The 22251-nt window shown below is 60.0% G+C and carries 20 protein-coding genes and 1 tRNA gene; 11 read left to right on the top strand and 10 right to left on the bottom strand.

The window, feature by feature from the left end:
* Positions 1 to 277: 277 nt before the first annotated feature.
* Complete coding sequence (locus ACESMZ_RS06170; protein ID WP_372972357.1) at positions 278 to 2527, top strand: NADP-dependent isocitrate dehydrogenase; 2250 nt, start codon at positions 278 to 280, stop codon at positions 2525 to 2527.
* Positions 2528 to 2829: 302 nt separating this feature from the next.
* Here the strand turns inward: ACESMZ_RS06170 and ybaK are convergent, their stop codons facing one another.
* Both ybaK and ACESMZ_RS06160 read right to left on the bottom strand, forming a co-directional pair.
* Positions 2830 to 3297 carry a Cys-tRNA(Pro) deacylase gene (gene ybaK / locus ACESMZ_RS06165; RefSeq protein WP_372972356.1) on the bottom strand — a complete coding sequence of 156 codons (468 nt, stop codon included), beginning with the start codon at positions 3295 to 3297 and terminating at the stop codon, positions 2830 to 2832.
* A gap of 57 nt (positions 3298 to 3354) precedes the next feature.
* The gene (locus tag ACESMZ_RS06160) at positions 3355 to 4656 is read right to left on the bottom strand and encodes an MFS transporter (RefSeq protein WP_372972355.1); all 1302 of its coding nucleotides are present in this window, start codon (positions 4654 to 4656) and stop codon (positions 3355 to 3357) included.
* A 226-nt stretch (positions 4657 to 4882) separates the two neighbouring features.
* Here ACESMZ_RS06160 and ACESMZ_RS06155 point away from each other — a divergent pair, with 226 nt between their 5' ends.
* Positions 4883 to 6469: a diguanylate cyclase gene (locus ACESMZ_RS06155; RefSeq protein ID WP_372972354.1), complete on the top strand. Its 1587-nt coding sequence runs from the start codon at positions 4883 to 4885 to the stop codon at positions 6467 to 6469.
* Here the strand turns inward: ACESMZ_RS06155 and ACESMZ_RS06150 are convergent.
* The 3 genes from ACESMZ_RS06150 to ACESMZ_RS06140 all read right to left on the bottom strand — a co-directional run bounded on the left by ACESMZ_RS06150 (position 6455) and on the right by ACESMZ_RS06140 (position 8203).
* A complete protein-coding gene (locus tag ACESMZ_RS06150; protein ID WP_372972353.1) occupies positions 6455 to 6799 on the bottom strand; it encodes a hypothetical protein in 345 nt (114 codons plus the stop codon). The two genes, ACESMZ_RS06155 and ACESMZ_RS06150, sit on opposite strands and share 15 nt — an antisense overlap.
* 55 nt (positions 6800 to 6854) lie before the next feature.
* Entirely contained in the window at positions 6855 to 7127 is a 273-nt protein-coding gene (locus ACESMZ_RS06145) for a hypothetical protein (protein WP_372972352.1), read from the bottom strand.
* A gap of 548 nt (positions 7128 to 7675) precedes the next feature.
* Complete coding sequence (locus ACESMZ_RS06140; protein WP_372972395.1) at positions 7676 to 8203, bottom strand: hypothetical protein; 528 nt, start codon at positions 8201 to 8203, stop codon at positions 7676 to 7678.
* 202 nt (positions 8204 to 8405) lie between these two features.
* Here ACESMZ_RS06140 and queC point away from each other — a divergent pair, with 202 nt between their 5' ends.
* Both queC and queE read left to right on the top strand, forming a co-directional pair.
* The gene (queC, locus tag ACESMZ_RS06135; RefSeq protein WP_372972351.1) at positions 8406 to 9071 is read left to right on the top strand and encodes a 7-cyano-7-deazaguanine synthase QueC; all 666 of its coding nucleotides are present in this window, start codon (positions 8406 to 8408) and stop codon (positions 9069 to 9071) included.
* On the top strand, positions 9071 to 9748 hold the full coding sequence (gene queE, locus ACESMZ_RS06130) for a 7-carboxy-7-deazaguanine synthase (protein ID WP_372972350.1): 678 nt from the start codon (positions 9071 to 9073) through the stop codon (positions 9746 to 9748). Before queC ends, queE begins: the two co-directional genes overlap by 1 nt.
* Positions 9749 to 9765: 17 nt before the next feature.
* On the opposite strand, the gene ACESMZ_RS06125 is transcribed toward queE, so the two are convergent.
* Together ACESMZ_RS06125 and ACESMZ_RS06120 are read right to left on the bottom strand one after the other, a co-directional pair.
* Positions 9766 to 11508, bottom strand: coding sequence for an ExeM/NucH family extracellular endonuclease (locus ACESMZ_RS06125; RefSeq protein WP_372972349.1), 1743 nt, complete (start codon positions 11506 to 11508; stop codon positions 9766 to 9768).
* Between the two features lie 44 nt (positions 11509 to 11552).
* On the bottom strand, positions 11553 to 12464 hold the full coding sequence (locus ACESMZ_RS06120) for a WYL domain-containing protein (protein WP_372972348.1): 912 nt from the start codon (positions 12462 to 12464) through the stop codon (positions 11553 to 11555).
* Between the two features lie 311 nt (positions 12465 to 12775).
* Here ACESMZ_RS06120 and ACESMZ_RS06115 point away from each other — a divergent pair, with 311 nt between their 5' ends.
* The 6 genes from ACESMZ_RS06115 (at position 12776) to ACESMZ_RS06090 (ending at position 19058) form a co-directional block, all read left to right on the top strand.
* Complete coding sequence (locus ACESMZ_RS06115; protein WP_372958816.1) at positions 12776 to 14056, top strand: MFS transporter; 1281 nt, start codon at positions 12776 to 12778, stop codon at positions 14054 to 14056.
* Positions 14057 to 14163: 107 nt separating this feature from the next.
* On the top strand, positions 14164 to 14607 hold the full coding sequence (locus tag ACESMZ_RS06110) for a MarR family transcriptional regulator (RefSeq protein ID WP_372958815.1): 444 nt from the start codon (positions 14164 to 14166) through the stop codon (positions 14605 to 14607).
* 292 nt (positions 14608 to 14899) lie between these two features.
* Complete coding sequence (locus ACESMZ_RS06105; RefSeq protein WP_372958814.1) at positions 14900 to 15469, top strand: TMEM165/GDT1 family protein; 570 nt, start codon at positions 14900 to 14902, stop codon at positions 15467 to 15469.
* 112 nt (positions 15470 to 15581) lie between these two features.
* A complete protein-coding gene (locus ACESMZ_RS06100; RefSeq protein ID WP_372958813.1) occupies positions 15582 to 16718 on the top strand; it encodes a L,D-transpeptidase family protein in 1137 nt (378 codons plus the stop codon).
* A 70-nt stretch (positions 16719 to 16788) separates the two neighbouring features.
* Entirely contained in the window at positions 16789 to 18246 is a 1458-nt protein-coding gene (locus ACESMZ_RS06095) for an NfeD family protein (protein WP_372972347.1), read from the top strand.
* Complete coding sequence (locus ACESMZ_RS06090) at positions 18243 to 19058, top strand: slipin family protein (protein WP_372958811.1); 816 nt, start codon at positions 18243 to 18245, stop codon at positions 19056 to 19058. Before ACESMZ_RS06095 ends, ACESMZ_RS06090 begins: the two co-directional genes overlap by 4 nt.
* A 74-nt stretch (positions 19059 to 19132) precedes the next feature.
* On the opposite strand, the gene ACESMZ_RS06085 is transcribed toward ACESMZ_RS06090, so the two are convergent.
* The 3 genes from ACESMZ_RS06085 to ACESMZ_RS06075 all read right to left on the bottom strand — a co-directional run bounded on the left by ACESMZ_RS06085 (position 19133) and on the right by ACESMZ_RS06075 (position 22050).
* Complete coding sequence (locus ACESMZ_RS06085) at positions 19133 to 19414, bottom strand: Lpp/OprI family alanine-zipper lipoprotein (protein WP_372958869.1); 282 nt, start codon at positions 19412 to 19414, stop codon at positions 19133 to 19135.
* 223 nt (positions 19415 to 19637) lie between these two features.
* Positions 19638 to 20096 (bottom strand): murein L,D-transpeptidase family protein, encoded by a 459-nt coding sequence (locus tag ACESMZ_RS06080; RefSeq protein WP_372958870.1) that lies wholly within the window; start codon positions 20094 to 20096, stop codon positions 19638 to 19640.
* A 238-nt stretch (positions 20097 to 20334) separates the two neighbouring features.
* A complete protein-coding gene (locus ACESMZ_RS06075; protein WP_372958868.1) occupies positions 20335 to 22050 on the bottom strand; it encodes a potassium/proton antiporter in 1716 nt (571 codons plus the stop codon).
* A 127-nt stretch (positions 22051 to 22177) separates the two neighbouring features.
* Between ACESMZ_RS06075 and ACESMZ_RS06070 the strand changes: the two genes are divergently transcribed.
* Positions 22178 to 22251: transfer RNA gene (locus tag ACESMZ_RS06070), tRNA-Gly, on the top strand.

Here is a 22251-nt window from a genome sequence, read left to right as displayed (position 1 = left end):
GGTACCGTAAAACGACCCGCAAATCCGCCGTGTGGGTCGTTACCCGTGCCCTCTGTCAACCGGCGTGGGCTGCGACTTTAGACTAAAATCGTAACCTGAGTGACCTAAAAACTGGTATATTGTCTAGCTCCAATAAAAAGTTCGTAATCAGTGTCTGCGTAAGGAGGCTCTGACCTATCTGATGCCCCGTGCAACAGAGCTTCCTGAATCCGGAGTCCACAAGACGCCGGTATCAGCCCTGACCGTCCTGAACTGACAACCAACCTTGAGGACGCACATGACAGAATCAAACCCGAAGATTGTCTACACACTGACCGACGAAGCTCCGGCACTGGCGACCCGCTCACTTCTGCCTATTCTTCAGACGTTCACCACGCCAGCGGGTATTACCTTCGAGACCAGCGACATTTCCCTGGCCGCCCGTATCCTGGCGACGTTCCCCGACTACCTTGAAGAAGACCAGCGTGTTCCCGATGCCCTGGCTGAACTGGGCGAGTACACCAAGAACCCGGAAGCCAACATCATCAAGCTGCCGAATATCAGCGCTTCCATCCCCCAGCTCCGCGCCGCCATCAAGGAACTGAACGAACAGGGCTACAAGGTTCCCGAATACAAGGAACACCCGGAAACCGACGAAGAGAAGGAAATCCAGGCCCGTTACTCCAAGGTACTGGGCAGCGCGGTAAACCCGGTACTGCGTGAAGGCAACTCGGATCGTCGCGCCCCGGCTGCCGTAAAGGCCTTTGCCCGCAAATACCCCCATACCATGGGTGAGTGGAGCCCGGCGTCCCGCACCCACGTGGCCCACATGCGCGGTGGTGACTTCTACTCCAGCGAGCAGTCTGTGACCCTGGACAAGGCCACCAATGCCCGCATCGTGTTCGAGAACAGCAAGGGCGAGCAGACCGTACTGAAGTCCGACCTGCTCCTGCTGGAAGGTGAAGTGCTCGACGGCATGTTCATGAGCAAGCAGAAGCTGGTGAAATTCTTCGAGGATGCCATCGAGGATTGCGAAAAGACCGGCGTGATGTTCTCCCTGCACGTCAAGGCCACCATGATGAAGATCTCCCACCCGATCGTGTTCGGGCATGCGGTGAAGGTCTTCTACAAGGAGCTGTTCGACAAGTACGGTGACCTGTTCCAGGAAATCGGTGTTAATCCGAACAACGGCCTGTCTTCGGTCATCGAGAAGATCAAGCAGCTGCCGGAGTCCAAGCAGGAGCAGATCCAGGAAGACCTGCACAAGACCTACGAGCATCGCCCGGAAATTGCCATGGTGGATTCCGTCAAGGGTATCACCAACCTGCACGTGCCCAGTGACGTGATCGTCGACGCCTCCATGCCGGCCATGATCCGTAATTCCGGCAAGATGTGGGCCCGTGACGGCAAGCTCAAGGACACCAAGGCAGTCATGCCCGAGTCCACCTACGCCACCATCTACCAGGAAGTGATCAACTTCTGCAAGACCCACGGCGCCTTCGACCCCACCACCATGGGTACCGTACCCAACGTGGGTCTGATGGCCCAGAAGGCCGAGGAATATGGTTCACACGACAAGACCTTCGAGATTCCCGAAGAGGGAATTGTCCGTGTCGTAACTGAGGACGGCTCCGTTCTGACCGAGCACAAGGTCGAGCAGGGCGACATCTGGCGGGCCTGCCAGACCAAGGACCTGCCGATCCGCGACTGGGTCAAGCTGGCCGTTAACCGGTCCCGTTCCAGTGGCATGCCTGCTGTATTCTGGCTGGACGACGAACGTCCCCACGATGCCCAGCTGATCAAGAAGGTGGAGAGCTACCTGAAGGAGCACAACACCGAAGGGCTGGATATCCGCATCATGCCGCCGGTCATGGCAATCCGCCATACCATGGAACGCCTGATCCGTGGCAAGGACACCATCTCTGTCACCGGTAACGTGCTGCGTGACTACCTCACCGACCTGTTCCCGATTCTGGAACTGGGCACCAGTGCCAAGATGCTGTCCATCGTGCCGCTGCTCAACGGCGGTGGCCTGTACGAAACCGGGGCCGGCGGTTCGGCACCCAAGCACGTACAGCAACTGCTGGAAGAGAACCACCTGCGTTGGGATTCCCTGGGTGAATTCCTCGCCATCGCGGTCTCCCTGGAAGAGTTGGGTGAAAAGCAGAACAATGAGCGTGCCCGCCTGATGGGGGAAGCGCTGGACAAGGCCACCGGCCGTCTGCTGGAAAACAACCAGTCCCCCTCACGGGTAACGGGTGAGCTGGACAACCGTGGCAGCCACTTCCACCTGGCCCGTTACTGGGCGGAAGAGCTGGCCAACCAGGACAAGGACAGGGATCTGAAGGCCTTCTTCGAGAAACTGTCGAAGAAGCTGGAAGAAAACAAGGACCAGATTCTGGAAGAAATGAGCGTGATCCAGGGCCATCCAGCGGATATCGGTGGTTACTACCACCCGCCCGCGGATAAGGTCTGCAAGATCATGCAGCCCAGCGAGACCCTCAATGCCATCCTTGAGGAAGCTCGTCAGCAGGCCGCCGGCAAGTAACACGCTGGCAGGCTGCAAGGAACCCGGAGGGCGGTGACGTTCTTCGGGTTTTTTATTGCCAAGGCCCTTCGACAGGCTCCCTTCGACAGGCTCAGGGCGATCGGCTCTTCGAGAGGCCCCTTTGACAAGGTCGGGGTGATCGGCCCTTCGAGAGGTACCCTTCGACAAGCTCAGGGTGAGCGGGGTCCCCCAGAGTTCCTTCTCCCCGCTCACCCTGAGCTTGTCGAAGGGTGCTCACCGAAGGGTCCTTGTCGACGGGTATTTACGGGGGTGTAGTTTTCAAACGGCCCAGGCAACCCCTGTCATGCCTTGATAGAAGCAAATGAGGCCCGGGTCAGGTTCGCCAGATCCGCTGGTGCCAGCTCAATTTCCAGCCCCCGCCGACCGGCGCTGACGTGAACAGTGTCGAAGGCCTGCGCTGAGTCGTCAATAATGGTTTTCAGTGCCTTTTTCTGACCCAGCGGGCTGACGCCCCCGAGTACATACCCGGTGGTGCGCTGTACCTTCTGCTTGTCCGCCATGGCCGCTTTCCTGGCCTTTGCCGCCTTTGCCAGTTGTTTCAGGTTAAGGCTGCCGGACACCGGGACGATGGCGACCACAAGCTCGCCGGTGTCGGTCTCCGCCACCAGGGTCTTGAACACCTGGTCCGGGTCCAGGCCCAGCTTTTCGGCTGCCTCGGTGCCGTAGGATTCGCTCCTGGGATCGTGGGGGTATTCGTGAAGGGTGTGGGCAATACCCTCCTTGCGCACAAGGTCAACGGCTGGGGTCATGGTCTCTCCGATACTTCTGTTTTTCCCGGTGCAGGATAACCCTGAAACCGGGACAAGTCAGGACGGCTGGTGACGTACCTTCGAGGCCTGGGGCACCGTCAGCATGATCAGGAAGCCCGCCGCCAGGAATGCCAGGATGGTGGCCATGCCCCAGCGCTGGCTGCCGGTCGCTACCGTTACCCAGCCCACCAGCAGGGGCCCGGCGAAGGCAGTGGCCTTGCCGGAGAAGGCGAACAGGCCGAACATCTGGGTCTGCAGTTCCGGCGGTACCACCCGGGCCATATAGGACCGGCTGGCGGACTGCAGCGGGCCGACGAAGATGCCCAGAATCATGCCCCAGACCCAGAACCAGAGCACCGAATCCACCAGCAGAATCGCCAGGGCGCTGGTGCCCAGGCCGATCAGCGATAACAGGACGGTATTGCGGCCGCCGAGGGCGTCATCCACCCAGGCAAAACCCAGTGCCCCCAGGCCAGACGTCACATTCAGGGCGATGGCAAACTGTAGCACCTGGGTCTGGTTCATACCGAAGGTGCCGGCGGCGTACACGCCCCCGAAGGTAAATATGGTAGCCAGTCCGTCGGTATAGAGCATCCGGGCCACCAGAAAGCGGAGGATATGCCCCAGCTCCCTTACCTTGCTTAGTGAGTCCTTCAGCTGGCCCAGACCGGAGCGGATCGCCTGGCCCATGGACAGCCCCCGGGACGGCTGGTCCGGAATGAAGAAGAAAGCCGGCAGGGAAAACAGCAGATACCACAGGGCTACCAGCACAAAGGTGGCCCGCACATGTTCCAGGTTCTCCCGGTCCAGCCCCAGCCAGTCGGTATTGCCCTCGATAAACCCGAACAGGGCCACCACCAGGCAGGTAACACCTCCCACATAACCCAGCCCCCAGGCCCAGCCGGACCATCGTCCGAGCCGGCCGGGAGAGGCCAGGTCAGGCAGCATGGCGTTGTAGAAAATAAACGCGCACTCGGCCCCCAGAATGCCCACGCTGACCCAGAAAGCAGAGAACCAAAGATCACCACTACCCGGTTCCACAAACCACAGCATACCGCTGCCCAGTACGCACAACAGGGTGAAGGCTATCAGCCAGGGTTTGCGCCGGCCGGTCTGGTCGGCAATGGCTCCCAGCACCGGGGCCAGCAGGGCAACCACAATGCCGGACACCCCAACGATATTGCCCCAGGCACTGGTACCGGCAACGTCGTCCTGTACCACGGACTGGCTGAAATACCGGGCAAAGATAAAGGTCAGGATAATGGTAAAGAAGGCGCTGTTGGCCCAGTCATAGAGGGCCCAGGACCAGAGCGCCCTGGTATTTTCCTCTTTTGCCGTTGCGGGGGGCCCTGCTGCCATACCTGGAGTTCCTGTTCAGTGAAAGTCACCGGCGGTGCACCGGCTCGTTGACCTGCCAGACTATCTCATCAAGTATGACAGTCGTAAAAGATTGTTGAAGTGGTCGACGTGGCCGGTGTGACACACTAACGTCATTGCAGACTACTGTCAGGCAGTTTGCAGGTCAGTCCGGCCCCGGCCGGGTATTAGTGACCGGCACATAATACATCAGGACAATTGACTACCCATGGACAATAACCACACACAGGGAACGGCCCTGGGACGTTCACTCAAGATAGCCATGGCCTACCTTGTGACCGGTGCGCTGTGGATCCTGTTCTCTGACGCGGCCCTCGAACGGCTGGTCAGCGATCCGGTCACCCTCAGCCGCCTGCAAACCTGGAAAGGGTGGGCCTTTGTCCTGGTGACCGCCGCTGTGCTTTGCCTGGTGCTGCTGCGCCAGTTGCGCAGGGACCGGGAACAGCTTCATATGCGCAAGGCCCAGCAGGAGGAAATTCTGCGTCTGAGCCAGTTCCAGCAAGGCGTCATTGATAATGCGAATGTCTGGCTCAATGTGCTCGACCCGAATGGAAAAGTGCTCGTCTGGAACCGGGCGGCCGAGCGCATCAGCGGGTATACCAGCGATGAGATTACCGGAAGCGTTGAAATATGGCAGAAACTGTACCCTGACCCGGGCTATCGGGCCTGGGTAATCGACCGGGTGCGGGGAATCGTTGCAGGCGAGGAAGAGGTGGAAGGTCTTGAGACCCGCATCCTGGCGAAACATAACGGTGAACGCCTGATCTCATGGAACTCCCGAGCCCTGAAGGACTCCCGGGGGGAGGTGGCGGGTTCGATCGCCATCGGTGTGGATATTACCGAACAACGGGCGGCCGAGAATGCCCTGAAGGCCAGCGAGAGGAAGCTCGCCAACCTCATGGACAGCTTGCCGGGCATGGCCTACCGCTGTCTCTATGATGAGTTCTGGACCATGAAGTTTGTTTCCAGTGGTTGTGAGGAACTTACCGGCTATAAGCCGGAGGACCTGGTCGATAATCGAAAAGTTGCCTGGGCGGAACTGATTGAGCCTGGTGATACCAGTGACGTACTCCGCCAAGTAGAGGGGGCTATCGGTAACGCCTCGACGTTCTCGGTGGAGTATCGTATCCGGCGCGCCACCGGGGAGAGCATCTGGGTCTGGGAGCGTGGTCGTGGAGTGGAGGATGACCACGGAATGGTGCTGGAGGGCATAGTCCTCGACGTTACCGAGCGCAAGCGGCTTGAAGAACGACTGTCCGAGCTGGCAACCCTGGACCCCCTCACCGGCCAGTTCAACCGACGGGAAACCGAGCGAATCCTTCAGGAAGAGCTGGTCAGAGCCGAACGCTATGGTCGCCAGCTGGCGGTGCTGTGGGTCGACCTGGATCATTTCAAACGGGTGAATGACTCCTGGGGGCATGCCATCGGAGACAAGGTGCTGCGGACAGTGAGCCTGCGGTTGGCGGACAGCGTGCGAACCGTGGATACCCTGGGTCGCTTCGGGGGCGAGGAATTCCTGGTGGTGTTACCGGAAATGTCGGTGGCGGAGGCATGTGATACGGCCGAACGCCTGCGGCGTCGTGTTGCCTCGGAGCCTGTTCCGGTGGCGGCGGAGCAGTCGCTGGAAATGACGGTCAGCATCGGCGTGGCGGTCTATCCGGACCATGGGGAAAGCGCCGACGAGCTCTGTAACCGCGCGGACAAGGCCATGTACCTGGCCAAGAGCCTGGGGCGGAACCGGACCGAGGTGTACACCCCGGCCCCGGCCGAAGACCTTACCTCAGATGGTACGTAGCTGCGCTTCCAGAATGCCCAGTACCGACGACACAATATCCCGGAAGTCCGTCAATGTCTGGGTTCGCTGGATAATCTCATGGCGTTGCTCGTCAAGGCGCTCCAGCTGTGGCACCACCCGACGCACACCTTCGGTAATCACCTCGTAGGGGTAGTGGTGGTCCTGGATGCTCAGCTTGTTCAGCTCCGCTACTTCCTGGTGGAAGATGGTGATAATGTCGTACAGCAGATCCTTGTGGGCGATGCTGCCCGCTTCCCAGTAGGCATCATCAAGCAGTTCAAGCAATGAAAGGTATTCCCGGAGGGTATCGGCAACGGATGTCTGGCTCATGGCACACTCCCTGGTTACATGAGCCAGACTATAGCAGTTCATCGGTCCGCCGACCTTACGCGACCTGGCGGGCAATCCAGGAATTGTAGCGACTCGCCAACGCCTTCACATAGCGCGCTTCCGCCCCATCCAGGGACGCAAGTACCCCATTGAAGATCCAGCCCCGCTCATACAGGCCCAGTACGCTTTGCTCGTCGTCCAGGTTGACCCGTTGGTTCAGCTTCTTGCAGATGGCATCCAGCAGCGGCAATTTTTCCGGACGGCGGATGGGCCCGGGCCGGCGGCTGGCCGGAACGTTGGCGGCACGTCTGGTTGTTGGTCTGTTCATGGCACTCTCCTTACCGTTTTGCGGCTGCAAAAACCAGAAAACCCGGCCTCACGGGACCGGGTTTTCATGCGTAAGACTGCATGCCCGGTCGCCTGAAGCTTCCGGGCAGGGCCGAAAGCGTTACCTGAAAATCACCATGCTACGAAGAGGCATCAGGGCCCTGCTCCGTGCAGTCGTATCGACAAGGTGGTCTTGTTTCTTCAAGCCCATCGGGACTCTCCGTTATGGCTCTGTTCAGAAATTGTTCAGGTAATACCGTTCGGTGTACGCCGACCGTATGATGGCCAGCAACGATCAGTGTATCGCGGACGCCGGACTTTGCAAATGGGCATACCTGGGGGAGTCATACGCAGTAACCCTGCCTTCGGCAAACCCGTACAGACTGCGGTCCGCACGGTAACGATAATTATAAACGTCACGTGTTTTACGTTGTGCAATCCGCAGTAGCACGTCAGTTCATGTCAGTTACTGTGTGATCTCTCCTTTATTGTCTTGGCGCTCCGGGTTTCCCGCAGCGCCTTTTTTATGTTCAGGCAGGCGGTGAGAGCTCAGTGATTGTGGAGCGGGTCGGAATGGTCCTGGTCCGCAGCGGTAACCAGCTGCCAGGTAGTCTGCAGAATGCGGGCGTCGTTGGCGGCCCGGTGCACCGGCAGGCCCAGTTCAGCAATGACCTTCTGGCGGGCCGGCGTCCAACGGCGGACCTGGGCGGGGTTGAGCAGAAGCGAGATGGATTCCAGCTGGAACCCGGGTTGCATCTCGGCAGCGCGGAACAGCCGGTGCAGCCAGAAGCTGTCGAACGTCCAGGCGTCACAGAAGACCTGGCCGGTGAGCAGGTTATTGAGATAGCCTGCCACCTGGTGCACGGTATGGCCCTTTTCCATCAGTACCGGCCGGGGTATGCCGTGGATTGCCTCGGCGCTTTCTGACCAGTCGTGCCATAGCACGTGGGGACGGATCAGCCAGCTGTACACTGCACCATCCGGCAGGCACACCCCGACCTCGATCGGGTAGCTGGCGATCAGATCGAGGCTGGAAGCCTCAAAATCGATAAAGGCCGGTGTGGAGGCATGGATCATCGGCAATTCGGTCAGTTGCTGTGCTGTCTGCAAAGTGTAACCGTCCCTCTGGTCTGACGCGAACCCATAGTCGCGGGTGGCTGTTACAATACTAAGTCCGCGGGCCTGGCTGGCACCGCGAACGCCGTCATGCTGAACGACGTTCGGGTTAACCGCCAGTGTCCGTTTGGCAAGAATGTCCGTTTTACAAGCAGGAGGACAGGTGTCTGAACGTATCGTTGTGATCTACTCGGGGGGTATGGATTCCTTTACCCTGCTGCACCGTGCCCTGGCAGACGGGCATGAGGTTCATGCCCTGTCGTTCGACTATGGCCAGCGGCACGTCCGCGAACTGAAGGCCGCGTCAGAGGTCTGCGAACAGCTTGGTATTCCCCACAAGGTGATCGATATCCGCGCCATGAAGGCAGTTATGGCCGGCTCGTCTCTCACCGGCGGTGGTGAGGTACCGGAGGGGCATTACGAGGAAGCCTCCATGAAATCCACTGTGGTGCCCAACCGCAACATGATCCTGCTGTCCCTGGCCACCGGGTATGCGGTTACGGTGGAGGCTGATGCGGTCTGGTTTGGCGCCCATGGAGGCGACCATGCCATCTACCCGGACTGTCGCCCCGAGTTTGTGGAAAAAATGGATGCGGTCTGCCGAATTGCCAACTATGAACCGGTTCGCATTGAAGCCCCCTACATCCGCGCCAGCAAGACCGACATCCTGGCGGAGGGGCTTGCCATGGACCTCGACTACAGCCGGACCTGGACCTGTTACAACGGGCGTGACAAGGCCTGTGGCGTCTGTGGATCGTGCGTGGAACGCCTGGAAGCCTTTGCCGCCCACGGAATGACCGATCCGCTGCCCTATGAGGCGCGTAACTGATGTACCGTGTAAAAGAGGCCTTTTACACCCTGCAGGGTGAAGGTGCCCAGGCTGGCCGGGCCGCCGTGTTCTGCCGCTTCAGCAAGTGCAACCTGTGGAATGGCCGGGAGGCGGACCGGGCCAGCGCTGTGTGCAGCTTCTGCGATACGGATTTTGTGGGAACGGATGGTCAGAATGGTGGCCGGTTCGATACGGCAGAAGCGCTGGCCGATCACATCGTGGCACTCTGGCCATTTGATGGCCCGGGAAGTGATCAGCAGGGAGCGAAGCCCTATGTCGTCTGTACCGGTGGTGAGCCGCTGTTGCAGCTGGATGAGCCCCTCATTGCTGCGCTCCATAAACGGGGGTTCGAGGTGGGTGTGGAGACCAACGGTACCTTGCCGGCGCCATCGGGCATTGACTGGCTGTGTGTGAGTCCCAAGGCGGATGCAAGGGTGGTGATCCGCGAATGCGACGAGCTGAAGCTGGTTTACCCCCAGCCCCTGGCGATGCCGGAGCGATTCCTGTCCATCAACGCCCGGTACTATTTCCTCTCTCCCATGGCGTCTCCCGCAATGCCGGAAGGGGGTGTCGACCCGGTGAAGGCCAGCAATACCCGCAAGGCCGTGGGTTACTGCCTGCAGCATCCCCGCTGGCGCCTGACCATCCAGATGCACAAGATCGTTGGTATTGACTGATTCTCCCTTGCTGGCTGTTACCTGGTGTCGAGCCGCAGGTCGGTAATCACCGGATTATGGTCGGATGCCCGCCAGACATGCTCCGGCGGCAGATCAAGGCCCCCCGGTGCGTTGTAGGCCCAGATTCTGGGCTCTTCAGCGTTAACAGCCCAGACGTGACTGGCCACCACCTGCTGTCTGGCTGAATCGTTGGCCAGGTGGTAGTCCAGGGTACCCAGCCGGCCGTGGAAGCGGAACGTAGGGGTACGCACGCCGTGAAACTCGCGAATCAGGTCCTGGTATCCGGCTGCGGTCAGTATCCTTAGCGGGTCCTCCATGGCATAGGCATTGAGATCTCCCACCACTAATACCCCGGCCCGGTCAGCGCCAAGGCCGGATGTCCACCGGGCCAGTTCCCGGGCCGCATCGGCCCTGGCCCCGGCGTAGCAGGCCTGACCGTCTCCCGTGTCCAGCTGGGATTGGGGAGCGTTGCGGCAACTCTTGGACTTGAGGTGTACCGCGACGATGGTGAGGGACTCGCTGCCCTCTGCCCTCCGGAAACGCTGGACCAGGGCCGGGCGGTGCCATTGCCGGAAAGCCCCCCTGTTGAGCAGCTGAGGGGCGTCCACCGGGCGCACCCGGTCTGACCGATAGAGTATGCCGTTGCGGATCTCGTCGCTGTAGGAATCGGTTGAGCCTTTCACAAAGTGCCAGTGTGTTCCCAGCTGCCGGGAGAGGTGTGCTATGGCACTTTGGGCCCCGTAACCGTCATTCTCCAGCTCGGATACTGCGAGGATGTCCGGGTCCATGGCGGTGATCTGGGCCGTGAGGCGCGCCAGCTGTTGCTGGTAAGCCCCATGGGTTCGTGCGCCCCGGGGGGAAGGGAAACCGCCACCCTGGCCGTTGCCATTGAACAGGTTTCCCAGATTGAGTGAGGCGACCCTCAGATTGGCGTTGTCATGCCGTCCGGGAGCGGGCGAACGTGGTTCTGTTGAGTGGAAGTCAGGTGGCTCCAGGGGCTGCAGCCGCCAGTGTCCGAACCGGTAGTCGAGAATGCCGGTCAGGGGGCCAGCCTGGTCCCCTACTCGCACCGTATTATCCGGTGCCAGATTGCCCGCCGGCCAGGGTATGGGGCGGGGGTTCTGTCGTCGGTGGCCGTCATCGAGCAGCAACCTGACCTGCTCCTGTGCGTCGAGACGGCGTGCCAGGCCGGGGGCAGGTTTTTCCAGTTGGGTGGGCACCCACTGCACTTCAGGCGCCAGCGCCAGTTCGCCGTAACGGGCCAGGTTCCAGGTGTCAGTGACGGTCAGTGGCTGTTCAACATGGACCAGCATGCCCTCTAGAGGCTCGCGAATGTCCGCAGGTGTTTGCCCGGGGTGGAATGCCACGGGGAGCGGTAAGCCTGGCGAGTCACAGACTGTAATGGCTTTTACCTGGCTCAGTGAGGTCAGGCCATAGTATTCGCCTGCCTTGCCTCGCAACTGTACCCGGTCGCCTGGTCGGCCATCCTCCGCCCGAGTGTGGACGAAGACCGCTTCCGAAGTGGACGGATCGTCATCCTGTTCAGGGCCGGCCTGTTGAAGATAGAAACCCTTGAAGCCACCGGGTTGTCGGAGGTCGAGGGTGATGATGCCTTCGACGGTGACGGTCTGTCCGGACAGTGGCGTCGTGTCACCCGGGCCCTGGACCGCGGATATCGCCGTGCGGGGGCCGCCACAGGTCTGAGCGCCGGCCTGGACGGCCTGAATCAGCAGGACGAGTACAGCCACTGTTTTCAGCATTGCTACTGCGCTGCCTCCTGGCCCCTCGGGCCGCAACACACCGGTTATACGGTATCTGGCTGAGTCTCTTCAGCCTTGCTGCGGCTGGGGGCTTTCAGCCAGGCCGGCAGGGTATCTCCATTGGACAGCTCCAGCTGGCGGCCCGGTACATCTTCCTCACGACCACCAGCAGGCAGCCCGAGCATGGGAAGCAACCAGGGTACCATGGCCTCCCGGCAGCGTACCTCCAGGGGGGTGTCATCGATGCCATAGTCGGCACAGACCAGGCGACGACTGGCAGCGTCCAGCCCCGAAGCCGGTTGCACCTTGAGGCTGATCATCCGGTTCCAGCGCTCGTCGTGCTCTTCCCGGTGACGGGACTTGTCCCGGGCGACCCGGACCTGACCGGTTAGCCGACTGAGGCGGTAGTCACCAAAGCCCTGACGGCGATCATTCCAGGCGCGCACGTGCCAGCCCTGACCGGTCATGACCAGGGTGTGGGGCTCCAGCACCAGGGTCTCCCCGTCAGGGTTTTCAAGTGTAAGGTAGCGTGCTTCCAGTTTGCGTTTCTGACGACAGGCGGTGATCACCGCGCGGGTAACCTCGGGACTTGCCTGACCGCAGGGGGCCCGCACCACACAGCTGTCCGGCAGCCCGATATCGAGGTTTTCGAAGCAGTTGCTCAGTGACTGGTGCCGGCAAGCCAGCTCCAGATATTCTTCAGGCTCACCCCGGGTCACTACGGGCTGGAAATCCGGAGCCGGGATGTAGCCTTTCAGATGCCTGTCGTAAACCAGGTTGCCGGGTGCCAGTTCCCGCAAATAGGTATTGATGTCCTTTGACGCCTGCTGACGGCCAATGCCGAAGCCGTGGCAGATGTGGTTGGTGGTGAGACGACCTTCCCAAAGGGCAACGGTTTCTATCAGGCGATAACGCAGCAGCAGATCCCAGCGAATGGGCCATTCCGTTTTTTTCATAATGTCGGGCTCTTGGTGATGGCTAACAGAGGTCTGGTCGACAGCGACCGATCCATGATCACCCGACCGATGTTAGCAGCATTACCATAGTTCAGTGTGTTACGGGCGATTAATGTAAAATTTTGTGAAACGCAGTCGTGGCGCGACTTGCAGAGGTGTTTTTATGTTCAGTCCGGCAGCGTTTCGGCAACTGCGTAATGGCTGTTTTTGTTATCGGATGCTTAAATCAAGTTTGCTGTCTGTTAGCCAGCTGCACATTCACTGCTGCCGGGCCCTGACCCCGCTCTGAACTTGTTTCCGGAGACTTCCCGATGACCCGAATGGTGGCGTCCCTGTCGGCGCTGATCATAAGTATTATTCTTCTGGTCAGCGGCAATGCGTTTCTGACAACGCTGTTGGGTATCCGCCTGAGTATCGAATCGGTGGAGCCTTCGGTTATCGGCTGGGTGCTGGTGTGTTACTCCGTGGGTTTTGTGCTGGGTACGCTCTACGTGCACCACGTTATTGCCCGTGTCGGTCATATCCGGGCGTTTGCGGTATTTGCGGCGCTGGCTGCGGTCACCGCCCTGGTCTATCCCCTTTCGGTGACCATGGTCCTGTGGGCGCTCTTGCGGGGCCTGTCCGGGTTCAGCATTGCGGGGGTGCTGGTGGTGATCGAGAGCTGGTTCAGCAGCCGGGCAACCAACAGTAACCGGGGAGCACTGTTCGCGGTCTATCAGATCGTGTTCTACATCGCTGCTGCCGGGGGCCAGCTGGTGGTGAATCTGGGCGATCCCGCCAATTTCATGCCCTTTACGCTGGCGGCGATCCTGCTGACGCTGGCGCTGATTCCCCTGTCCCTGACCCGTATGGAAGCGCCCCATATCGAGACAGCGGAGCGCATGTCCTTCTTCACCCTGGCCCGGGAGTCGTTCACCGGAATGGCCGGGGCACTCACCTGCGGTGTGTTGATTGGAGGCTTCTACGCGCTGGGGCCGGTTTACGCCACCATGGCCGGCCTCGACGTATCCCGTACCTCGTTTTTCATGGCAGCAGCGATTGTGGCAGCGATGATCCTGGCCTGGCCCCTGGGGCGTATCTGCGACACCTTTGACCGTCGCCGCGTGATGTTCATTGTCGCCGTGGCGGCGGCCGCTACGGCCGCTACCGTGGCAGTGGTTGGCAGCGCCAACCTGACAGTCCTCATGTTGCTGGTGGGCCTGTTTACCGGACTCTCCGCCACCCTTTACCCCATTGCCGTAGCCATTACCAATGACCGTATGGAATCCCATCGCATTGTAGCGGCCAGCGCCACCCTGTTACTCAGTTACGGTATCGGCAGTGTGATTGGTCCGGTGGTGATGGCCGAACTGATGAGTGTTCTGGGGCCGGCCGGACTGTTCTGGGGCAGCGCCGGCTTTCTGTTGGTGCTGGCGGTTGCGACCAGTTACCGCATCAGTCATACCCCGGATGTGCCTGTGGAGGAGCAGGAGCACTTTGTGGCGGCCATGCCGGAAGCCTCGCCGGTACTGGCGGAAATCGACCCACGTAACGAGGAGTTCCATGTCTCTCCGGAGGCGGAAGCCAACGAGCTGGCGCGGGAATCCGCGTAAGGGTGCGGGTAGCATATTGACCTGAGGCAAACCTGATCAATGTGTAACTTGTGTTCGTCTCAATGATTAGCTTACTATTGCTGAATCATCAGTAACAGGACAGTGACATGGACCCGCAAACCCTCCGAGATCAGTTTCCATTTGCCGTCGCCCGGGTAACCCGGCGTTGGCGCAAGCTGTTGGACGAACGCCTCAAGGACCTGGGTGTTACCCAGGCGCGCTGGTCCACCATGGTGTACCTCCAGCGTGGTGGCGAAGGGCTCACCCAGCGGGAACTGGCGCACCTGATGGCCATAGAGAACCCGACCCTGGTGCGACTGCTGGACAGCCTCGAGGAACAGGGCCTGATCGAGCGGCGGCCCTGCAAGCGCGACCGCCGGGCCCGGCGACTGTACCTGACGAGCGCCGGCGAGCGCTTCATGAGCGATCTTAATGAACGGGGCAACGTGCTGCGGGACGAGATGCTCAAGGGTATCGAAGACAAGGACCTGGAAGTTGCCCTGCATGTCTTCGAGCGGGTCATGGAAAATGCTGCAGACCTGAAAAAGTAGGCATCCCGGGCCCGGTTGAGTTTTGGCGGCGGGCCCGCTATGCTTGCGCCTCCTTCAGGGGAGTAGTCTCCGTAACCGCGACCGGTTGCGGGTGGTGGTCAACATGATCGGAGCACATCTCCGTGGCCATCACGTTCCTGCACTGCTGTGAAGTGCTGCGATTGTGCTGCAGAAATGCCGGTGAGACTGGCAGCAGTCAGCGGAACTGACAAGACCTGGGGAACAGTCACTTCCGTGGGTGGAGGGTGGCCGTTCCTCATGTCGTCACGCTCCGCCCCGGATTTTCAGTGCTATGGATGCTTTTCTCGCCTCGACCCTGTCTGTGTTTATTGCCGAGATCGGTGACAAGACACAGCTGCTGTCCCTCTTTCTGATTACCCGCTTTCATCGCCGTACGCCGATCATTCTTGGCATTCTTGTTGCGACCCTGGTTAACCATGGCCTGTCGGCATTGTTGGGCGCCTGGGTGGCCAGCTGGCTGCCACAGGCCTGGGTGCCCTGGCTGGTGGCGGCCAGTTTCGTGGCCATTGCCCTGTGGCTGTTGTTTCCGGACAAGGACGATGGCGGGGATTCCAGGCTGTTGGGGCTTGGGGCATTTGCCGCTACCACGGTGATGTTCTTCCTGGCAGAGATTGGCGACAAGACCCAGATTGCCACTGTAGTGCTGGCGGCACGTTATGATGAGACCTTCTGGGTGATCGTGGGGACCACCATTGGTATGCTGGTGGCCAATGTGCCTGTAATCCTTGCCGGCAAATGGCTGATGGAGCGCATGCCCATGGCGACAGCCAGGATTGGTGCCAGTATCCTGTTTGTGGTGCTGGCGATCATCACGGTGGTGGCCGCGTTCAACGGCCTTTGATAAGGCCTGGCGTTGCCGGTGCACGGAACTGTGCGGGCACGGGAACGTCAAACAGGATAATACGAACAGACCGGCCTCGAGGGGCCGGGTATATCGACCGGGAACACCCATAATGGCTAGAACCCTGAATACTGGTATTGCATTGATGGTCACCGGCCTGGTGGCGTGGGGTGCTGCAGGTGTGGTTTTTGCACAGCAATCTCCCGCATCCGGACAGGCCCGGGGCGGCACTCCTCTGGAAAGCACTGCCGGTGCAAGCGTTGAAAAGATCACCCCGACGGACAGTCGCAGCCGATCGCCGGTATGGGTGCTGGAAGATGATCTGGCGGGCAAGCTGCAGATGATGACCACCCGGTACGAAGACACCTTTGCCGAAATCGGTACTCAACGCAGTCTGGGTTACCTGGAGCTGGTAAAGGCCAACCCGGAAGTGGACCCCTGGCTACCGGGTGACGGCACCAGGATCACCCTGCCCCGCAAGTATGTGCTGCCGGACTCCCGCCGGGAGGGGATTGTGATCAACCTTGCCGAGTACCGCCTCTATTACTTCCGCGATGGTGGCGTGCAGGTGTTCCCCGTGGGTGTGGGAACGGAGGAGAACCCTTCGCCGCTGACCGATGCTGAAGTCACCATGGGGCTTGAATCACCGGCCTGGTACCCGCCGGCAAGCATCCGGGCCGAATATGAAGCCAGTGGCGAATACCTTCCGAGGATGATTCCTCCCGGACCGGACAATCCCCTGGGAACCCATGCCCTGATGCTGAGTGAGGATGGTTACCTCATCCACGGGACCAACAAGGGGTTTGGTGTCGGCATGCAGGTCAGCCATGGCTGCTTCCGTATGTACAACGACGACATTTCCCGCTTTGTGAAGGAGGTGCCCAAGGGTACCCCGGTTCAGGTCATCCATCAGCCGGTCAAGGTAGGCTTGCGTAACGGGCAGCTCTGGCTGGAAGTGCATCGTGCCCGGGAGGCCTACCCGGAAGAAGAGAAAGAACGTCTGTGGCAGCAGGTGGCTGAGGCACTTGAGGTTTACACTGAAGAAAACAAGGAACTTGAGATCCAGCGCCGGGTTGTGGAACAGGTGGTTGATCAGGCTGACGGTATTCCGCGTATGATTGGTGAGAGGGTAACGCAACTGGCCAGTCGCGATACCGAGGCGGCCAGTGCCGCCAGCAATCAGACGTCAGAACAATCTGGCCGGTCGTCCGGTAACCCGGACCCGGGCTCGCCCCAACGCTGGTTCTGAGCACAGGGATGGGTGGCGGGGGTAGAATGTCGGCCCCGGTTTCGGGGCGGCTCACGTAAGGGAGCAGCTAATGGAATCATTGACAGCCTCGGCCCGCCCATCCCGCTATCGCTATGGCCTCTGGCTGGGGCTGGTGTTGCTTGGTCTCACCCTGAGCGTTGGTCAGTGGGTGTTTGCCCAGTCCTCCGGTGACCGTAGCGCGGTTGTGCTGACAATTGACGGGGCCATAGGCCCCGCCACCATGGATTACGTGATCCGGGGTATCGACGACGCCGAAGCCAGGGGTGCTGCCCTTGTGGTGTTGCAGCTGGATACCCCCGGCGGATTGATGGAATCGACCCGTTCGCTGATCAAGGCGGTACTGGGCTCTGATGTGCCGGTGGTTACCTGGGTGACACCCGCTGGTGCCCGGGCAGCCAGCGCGGGCACCTATATTCTCTATGCCAGCCACATTGCCGCCATGTCCCCCTCGACCAACCTGGGTTCCGCCACACCGGTCCAGATGGGTGGTGTGCCTGGTTCCGATCAGGCACCGGACGACTCCGGCAATGAGCCAGCCTCCGGTGAGGAGGAATCGGCCGACGAAGCATCCAATTCCGCTGACAGCGGTACCGCCATGGAGCGCAAGGTCATGGAGGATGCGGTCAGCTATATCCGGGGTCTGGCGGAGCGCCATGGGCGCAATGCTGACTGGGCCGAGAAGGCTGTTCGGGAAGCGGTCAACCTGGGGGCAACAGAAGCCCTCGAACTGGGTGTGGTTGACGTTGTCGCCTCTGACCTCAACGAGCTGCTCAGCGAGATCCATGGCCGCGATGTAGTCATGGCCTCGGGTACCCGCACCCTGGATACGGAAAATCTCGCCATCGTGCGCCAGCAGCCGGACTGGCGAACCAGTCTGTTATCGGTGATCACGGACCCCAACGTCGCCTACTTTCTCATGATCATCGGCTTCTACGGCATTATTTTCGAGCTGGCCAATCCCGGTAGCCTCTATCCCGGTGTGATTGGCGCTATCTGTTTGCTGCTGGCCCTGTTTGCCTTCCAGGTACTGTCTGTAAATTACGCCGGGCTGGCGCTGATTCTGCTGGGGCTTGCCTTTATCGTGGGGGAGGCCTTCATGCCGAGTTTCGGCATGCTGGGGGTGGGCGGCATCGTGGCCTTTGTTCTGGGTTCAGTGATTCTCATGGATGGCTCACACCAGGAAATCTCGCTGCCCGCCGTGGGCGGAACTGCGGCGGTGGCCGGCGGCTTTATCCTGTGGACCGTGACCCGGTTTATCGGGCTCAGACGAAGGTCTCCCGCCGTAGGCGCCGAGCATATGACGGAGGAGCGCTGCCGGGCGCTGGAGGATTTTTCCCGGGAGGACGACTACTATCAGGGGCACGTCCGACTTTCCGGCGAGCGCTGGAATGCCATCAGTAACGACCCCGTCGTTGAGGGGCAGTGGTTACGCGTACAGTCACTGGAGGGCCTCACTGTAAAGGTCCGTCCGGAAAATGCGGATACTGGCCGTAAGGAGGCTTTATGATAGGTGAACTGATTCCCTGGATTGCACCGCTGGTGGTGCTGTTACTCATTCTGGGCTCTGCGATCCGGATCCTGCCGGAATACGAGAGAGGCGTGGTGTTCTTTCTGGGCCGTTTTCAGGGGGTAAAGGGGCCTGGGCTGATCATTATCATACCCGGTATCCAGCAGATGGTGCGGGTTGACCTGCGGGTGATCACCCTGGATGTGCCCAGCCAGGATGTGATTTCCAAGGATAACGTCACAGTCCGGGTCAACGCCGTACTTTACTTCCGGGTGGTTGATCCGGAAAAGGCGATACTGCGGGTTGAAGACTTCGGGTCAGCCACCAGTCAGCTTTCACAGACCACGCTGCGCTCCGTTCTGGGCAAGCACGACCTGGACGAAATGCTGTCGGAGCGGGACAAGCTCAATTCCGATATTCAGGAGATCATTGATGCCCAGACCGAGGACTGGGGTATCAAGGTGGCCAATGTGGAAATCAAGCACGTGGATCTGAACGAGTCCATGATTCGCGCCATTGCCCGTCAGGCGGAAGCGGAGCGGGAACGTCGCGCCAAGGTCATCCATGCGGAGGGCGAACTGCAGGCCTCGAAGAAACTGGTGGAAGCTGCCCAGGTGATGTCAGTGGATTCAGGTGCCATGCAACTGCGTTATCTGCAGACCCTGGCCGATATGAGTACCAGCAATTCGTCTACGATCGTGTTCCCGTTACCGATGGACATCATGGAAACATTCAGGAGCAAAGCTGGAGGAAAACCGGGGCCAGTGACGGATAATCCGAAGCCGGAGGGGCCGGACGGGGCGCCTGCCTAAGAGGTCTCAGGACGAGTCACAGAATGAAAAAAAGGCCGGCAAATGCCGGCCTTTTTCGCAGATGCTATCCAACCTTATTTCTGGCTGGAACGCTGAAGCATGCGAGCAGCGCGCTCGTTGGCTTCGTCTGCAGATTTCTGAGCTTCCTTGGCTTCTGCCAGGGCCTGCTCTGCGCGACGCAGGGCGGTGTTGGCCTTGCGGTCAGCGTTGTTGGCAGTGCTCAGGGCGTTGCTTGCTGTCTGCTCGGCAGAGCTGGCAGTTGCATTAGCCTCATCAATGGCGGCTTGGTCAGTAGTGGCACAGCCGGCAGTCAGTGCGGTGGCCAGTGCAAACCCTGCGATCGTCAACTTACGCATGTCTTGAATCCCCTTATTGGTCGTTATACTTCCTGTGGTGCAGAAGTTCTGAATAAATAACATCCTGTTAAATCGGGTCCGACGGCTTACCGCCGGATTCAGTGACAGTGTAAAACACTCCCGATAAAAATGTTAACTCGGGATACGTAAAACTTCTTAGGTAATTACATAAACGTAAGTCTGTTTTCAGGAACTTTTTGAATCCGTGGGCTTTTCGGACTGATCAGGGCAAAATCCGGATGGGAGTGCCCACACCCACCAACTGCCAGATCTCGTCCATCTCCTCATTGGTTACTGCAATACAGCCGTCGGTCCAGTCCAGCCCCTGATAGGCAAACGCCATGTCGCCCACATCATTGGGCAGGCCATGGATCATGATATTGCCCCCGGGGTTGAGGCCCCAGGCCTCCGCGAGCTCCCGGTCCTTCGGGCTGGGGTAGGAAATGCGGATGGATTTGTAGAAATCGCTGTTGGGATTGCGGAAATCGAGGGTGTAGGTACCTTCAGGCGTGCGGCTGTCGCCCTCGTAGAGCTTGTGGCCTTCTGGCGTCTTGCCCAGGGAAATCCGGTAGTCGCGGACCACCCGTTCGCCGGAGAGCAGGTACAGGCGCCGCTCTTCCTTGCGTACCACCACTTCACTGATCGTGCCGATCTTGCCGATGGCAGGCGGCGGCTCGGCCATGGCCAGCGTCCGCAGTTCCGTACCGTGGGTCGCTGTGGCAAACAATGCCAGCGCAGTGAACAGCGCTGTCATCAGGTGCTTGCGGAATAAAACCGGTGTTTCCATCATCGTTTGTCAGGCTTCAGTCGAAATGATCACAATTTCGCCATGTTATAGCATATTGCTGAGATTACGCGTAGGTAACATTTGTGGGTATATGTCACAAAGAATCTCAGTGTCTCACGTTTTATTTCATGGCTCAGGAGTCGGTCATCTTCAGGCCCACCTTGGTGACCCGGTCTGACTCCGTAGCCCTGGCCACCAGCACCACCGGGCCCAGGGTAACCTTGTCCCCGACAACCGGGTGGCCCTTGGTGCGCTTTGCAAAACATTCGGCCAGGGACAGCTCCGGGGGCAGCTCATCGAACTCAATACCATAGACCTGTTCCACATCCCCCAGCAGGGCATCGCCATTGAGGACAAAGTCGCCAAAGAAGGCGCGCTCAGCCAGGTGCCGGGGCGCCTGCTTGCCCGAAAGGGATTTGCCCAGTTCCGACAGGGAGCCAGACACCGCGAAGACGGCCACCACGTCGCCCTTCGAGATAACAAGGTCAGGGCTCGGGGCGAGGCATTGCCGGTTGCGGAAGACGCCCGCAATGGAGGTGTTGTCCGGCAACTTAAGCTGCCCCAGAGGACGTGGATCGTCCCAGCGATCCCCCCGTAACGGGAACAGCATCAGCTCATGGTCGCCGGCGGCGGGTACATCCAGGGGCAGGCGGCGATACGGCTCGCCGGTGGCCGGCACTTCCAGTTTGAGCTTGCGGGCCAGTGGGGCCAGGGAGCTACCCTGAACCACCAGGGACACCAGAACAATAAAGAACGCGAAATGAAAGATATCCCTGGCTTCCGGCAGGCCGGCCATGATCGGGAACAGGGCGAGAACGATGGGTACGGCCCCCCGCAGACCCACCCAGCTGATAAACAGCAACTCCCTGCGATTGAAACCGAAGGGCCACAGGGTGCTGAACACCGCCAGCGGCCGGATCACGAAGATCAGTACCAGGGCGAGGATCAGACCGCCGCCGATGAGTGGTAACAGGTCAGACGGGCTGACCAGCAGGCCCAGCATCAGAAACAGGCAGAGCTGGGCCAGCCAGGCCAGACCGTCGTGGACCTGAAGAATCATGGGCATCATCCGCACAGGCCGGTTGCCCACAATGACGCCCGCCAGGTAGATCGCCAGAAACCCACTTCCTCCCAGGATGTTGGTGCCGGCGAAAACACATAGGCCCGCGGCCCCCACCATCAGCGGGTAGAGTGCCGCGGTCAGCCGCACCCGGTTGGCCAGCTCGACAATCAGGAACCCACCCAGAATGCCGATTACAGCGCCAATTCCGAACTGGCTGACCAGCATGGCCAGGCCGTCTGTCAATGACGAGGCGCCCCCGGCACTGAGCATACTAACCAGCATCAGGGTCAGAAAGATTGCCATGGGGTCGTTGCTGCCGGACTCGATCTCAAGGGTGGCGCTGACCCGCTCGTTGAGATGAAGCCCGTGGCCTTGCAGCAGGGAGAAAACGGCCGCCGCATCCGTGGATGAGATGATGGCGCCGATGAGCAGGGCAACCATCCAGTGCAGGTCGAAAACCAGCCAGGCACAAAGCCCTGCCAGTATAGCGGTAATGAACACACCGACTGTGGCCAGCAACAGGGCTGGCTTGAGGCCCACCCGGAAGGTTTCGGCCCGGGTGCGCATACCGCCATCCAGCAGAATCACGGCGAGGGCCAGGTTTCCGATCACGAAAGCCAGTTCGAAGTCATCAAAACGGATGCCGCCGGCCCCGTCTTCACCCATCAACATCCCTACCCCGAGGAATATCAGCAGCACCGGCATGCCCACCCGGCTCGACAGCGGACTGAGCAGGATGCTCATCACGAGCATAGCGGCGCCGATCAGTATGAGGTAGGGATCCATGCACTCTCCAGTCAGGTTATCCGATCAATACCAACGGCTCCGAAAACCCCAGGTACCGTTAGTGCAACAAGGATGTACGTCGGTGGGTATTGCCTGTTTTCACATGCAGGCCTATATTGAGGCCAACGCGGGTGTAGCTCAATGGTAGAGCAGAAGCTTCCCAAGCTTAAGACGAGGGTTCGATTCCCTTCACCCGCTCCA

The organism is Marinobacter sp. (assembly GCF_041690615.1).
Taxonomy (GTDB): Bacteria; Pseudomonadota; Gammaproteobacteria; order Pseudomonadales; family Oleiphilaceae; genus Marinobacter.
This window is presented reverse-complemented; position numbering and strand designations above follow the sequence as displayed.

Coding starts and splice junctions, on each gene's coding strand:
- ACESMZ_RS06170 (WP_372972357.1), top strand. CDS start 278: ATGACAGAATCAAACCCGAAGATTGTCTACACACTGACCGACGAAGCT.
- ybaK (WP_372972356.1), bottom strand. CDS start 3,297: ATGACCCCAGCCGTTGACCTTGTGCGCAAGGAGGGTATTGCCCACACC.
- ACESMZ_RS06160 (WP_372972355.1), bottom strand. CDS start 4,656: ATGGCAGCAGGGCCCCCCGCAACGGCAAAAGAGGAAAATACCAGGGCG.
- ACESMZ_RS06155 (WP_372972354.1), top strand. CDS start 4,883: ATGGACAATAACCACACACAGGGAACGGCCCTGGGACGTTCACTCAAG.
- ACESMZ_RS06150 (WP_372972353.1), bottom strand. CDS start 6,799: ATGAGCCAGACATCCGTTGCCGATACCCTCCGGGAATACCTTTCATTG.
- ACESMZ_RS06145 (WP_372972352.1), bottom strand. CDS start 7,127: ATGAACAGACCAACAACCAGACGTGCCGCCAACGTTCCGGCCAGCCGC.
- ACESMZ_RS06140 (WP_372972395.1), bottom strand. CDS start 8,203: ATGATCCATGCCTCCACACCGGCCTTTATCGATTTTGAGGCTTCCAGC.
- queE (WP_372972350.1), top strand. CDS start 9,071: ATGTACCGTGTAAAAGAGGCCTTTTACACCCTGCAGGGTGAAGGTGCC.
- ACESMZ_RS06125 (WP_372972349.1), bottom strand. CDS start 11,508: ATGCTGAAAACAGTGGCTGTACTCGTCCTGCTGATTCAGGCCGTCCAG.
- ACESMZ_RS06120 (WP_372972348.1), bottom strand. CDS start 12,464: ATGAAAAAAACGGAATGGCCCATTCGCTGGGATCTGCTGCTGCGTTAT.
- ACESMZ_RS06115 (WP_372958816.1), top strand. CDS start 12,776: ATGACCCGAATGGTGGCGTCCCTGTCGGCGCTGATCATAAGTATTATT.
- ACESMZ_RS06110 (WP_372958815.1), top strand. CDS start 14,164: ATGGACCCGCAAACCCTCCGAGATCAGTTTCCATTTGCCGTCGCCCGG.
- ACESMZ_RS06105 (WP_372958814.1), top strand. CDS start 14,900: ATGGATGCTTTTCTCGCCTCGACCCTGTCTGTGTTTATTGCCGAGATC.
- ACESMZ_RS06100 (WP_372958813.1), top strand. CDS start 15,582: ATGGCTAGAACCCTGAATACTGGTATTGCATTGATGGTCACCGGCCTG.
- ACESMZ_RS06095 (WP_372972347.1), top strand. CDS start 16,789: ATGGAATCATTGACAGCCTCGGCCCGCCCATCCCGCTATCGCTATGGC.
- ACESMZ_RS06090 (WP_372958811.1), top strand. CDS start 18,243: ATGATAGGTGAACTGATTCCCTGGATTGCACCGCTGGTGGTGCTGTTA.
- ACESMZ_RS06085 (WP_372958869.1), bottom strand. CDS start 19,414: ATGCGTAAGTTGACGATCGCAGGGTTTGCACTGGCCACCGCACTGACT.
- ACESMZ_RS06080 (WP_372958870.1), bottom strand. CDS start 20,096: ATGGCCGAGCCGCCGCCTGCCATCGGCAAGATCGGCACGATCAGTGAA.
- ACESMZ_RS06075 (WP_372958868.1), bottom strand. CDS start 22,050: ATGGATCCCTACCTCATACTGATCGGCGCCGCTATGCTCGTGATGAGC.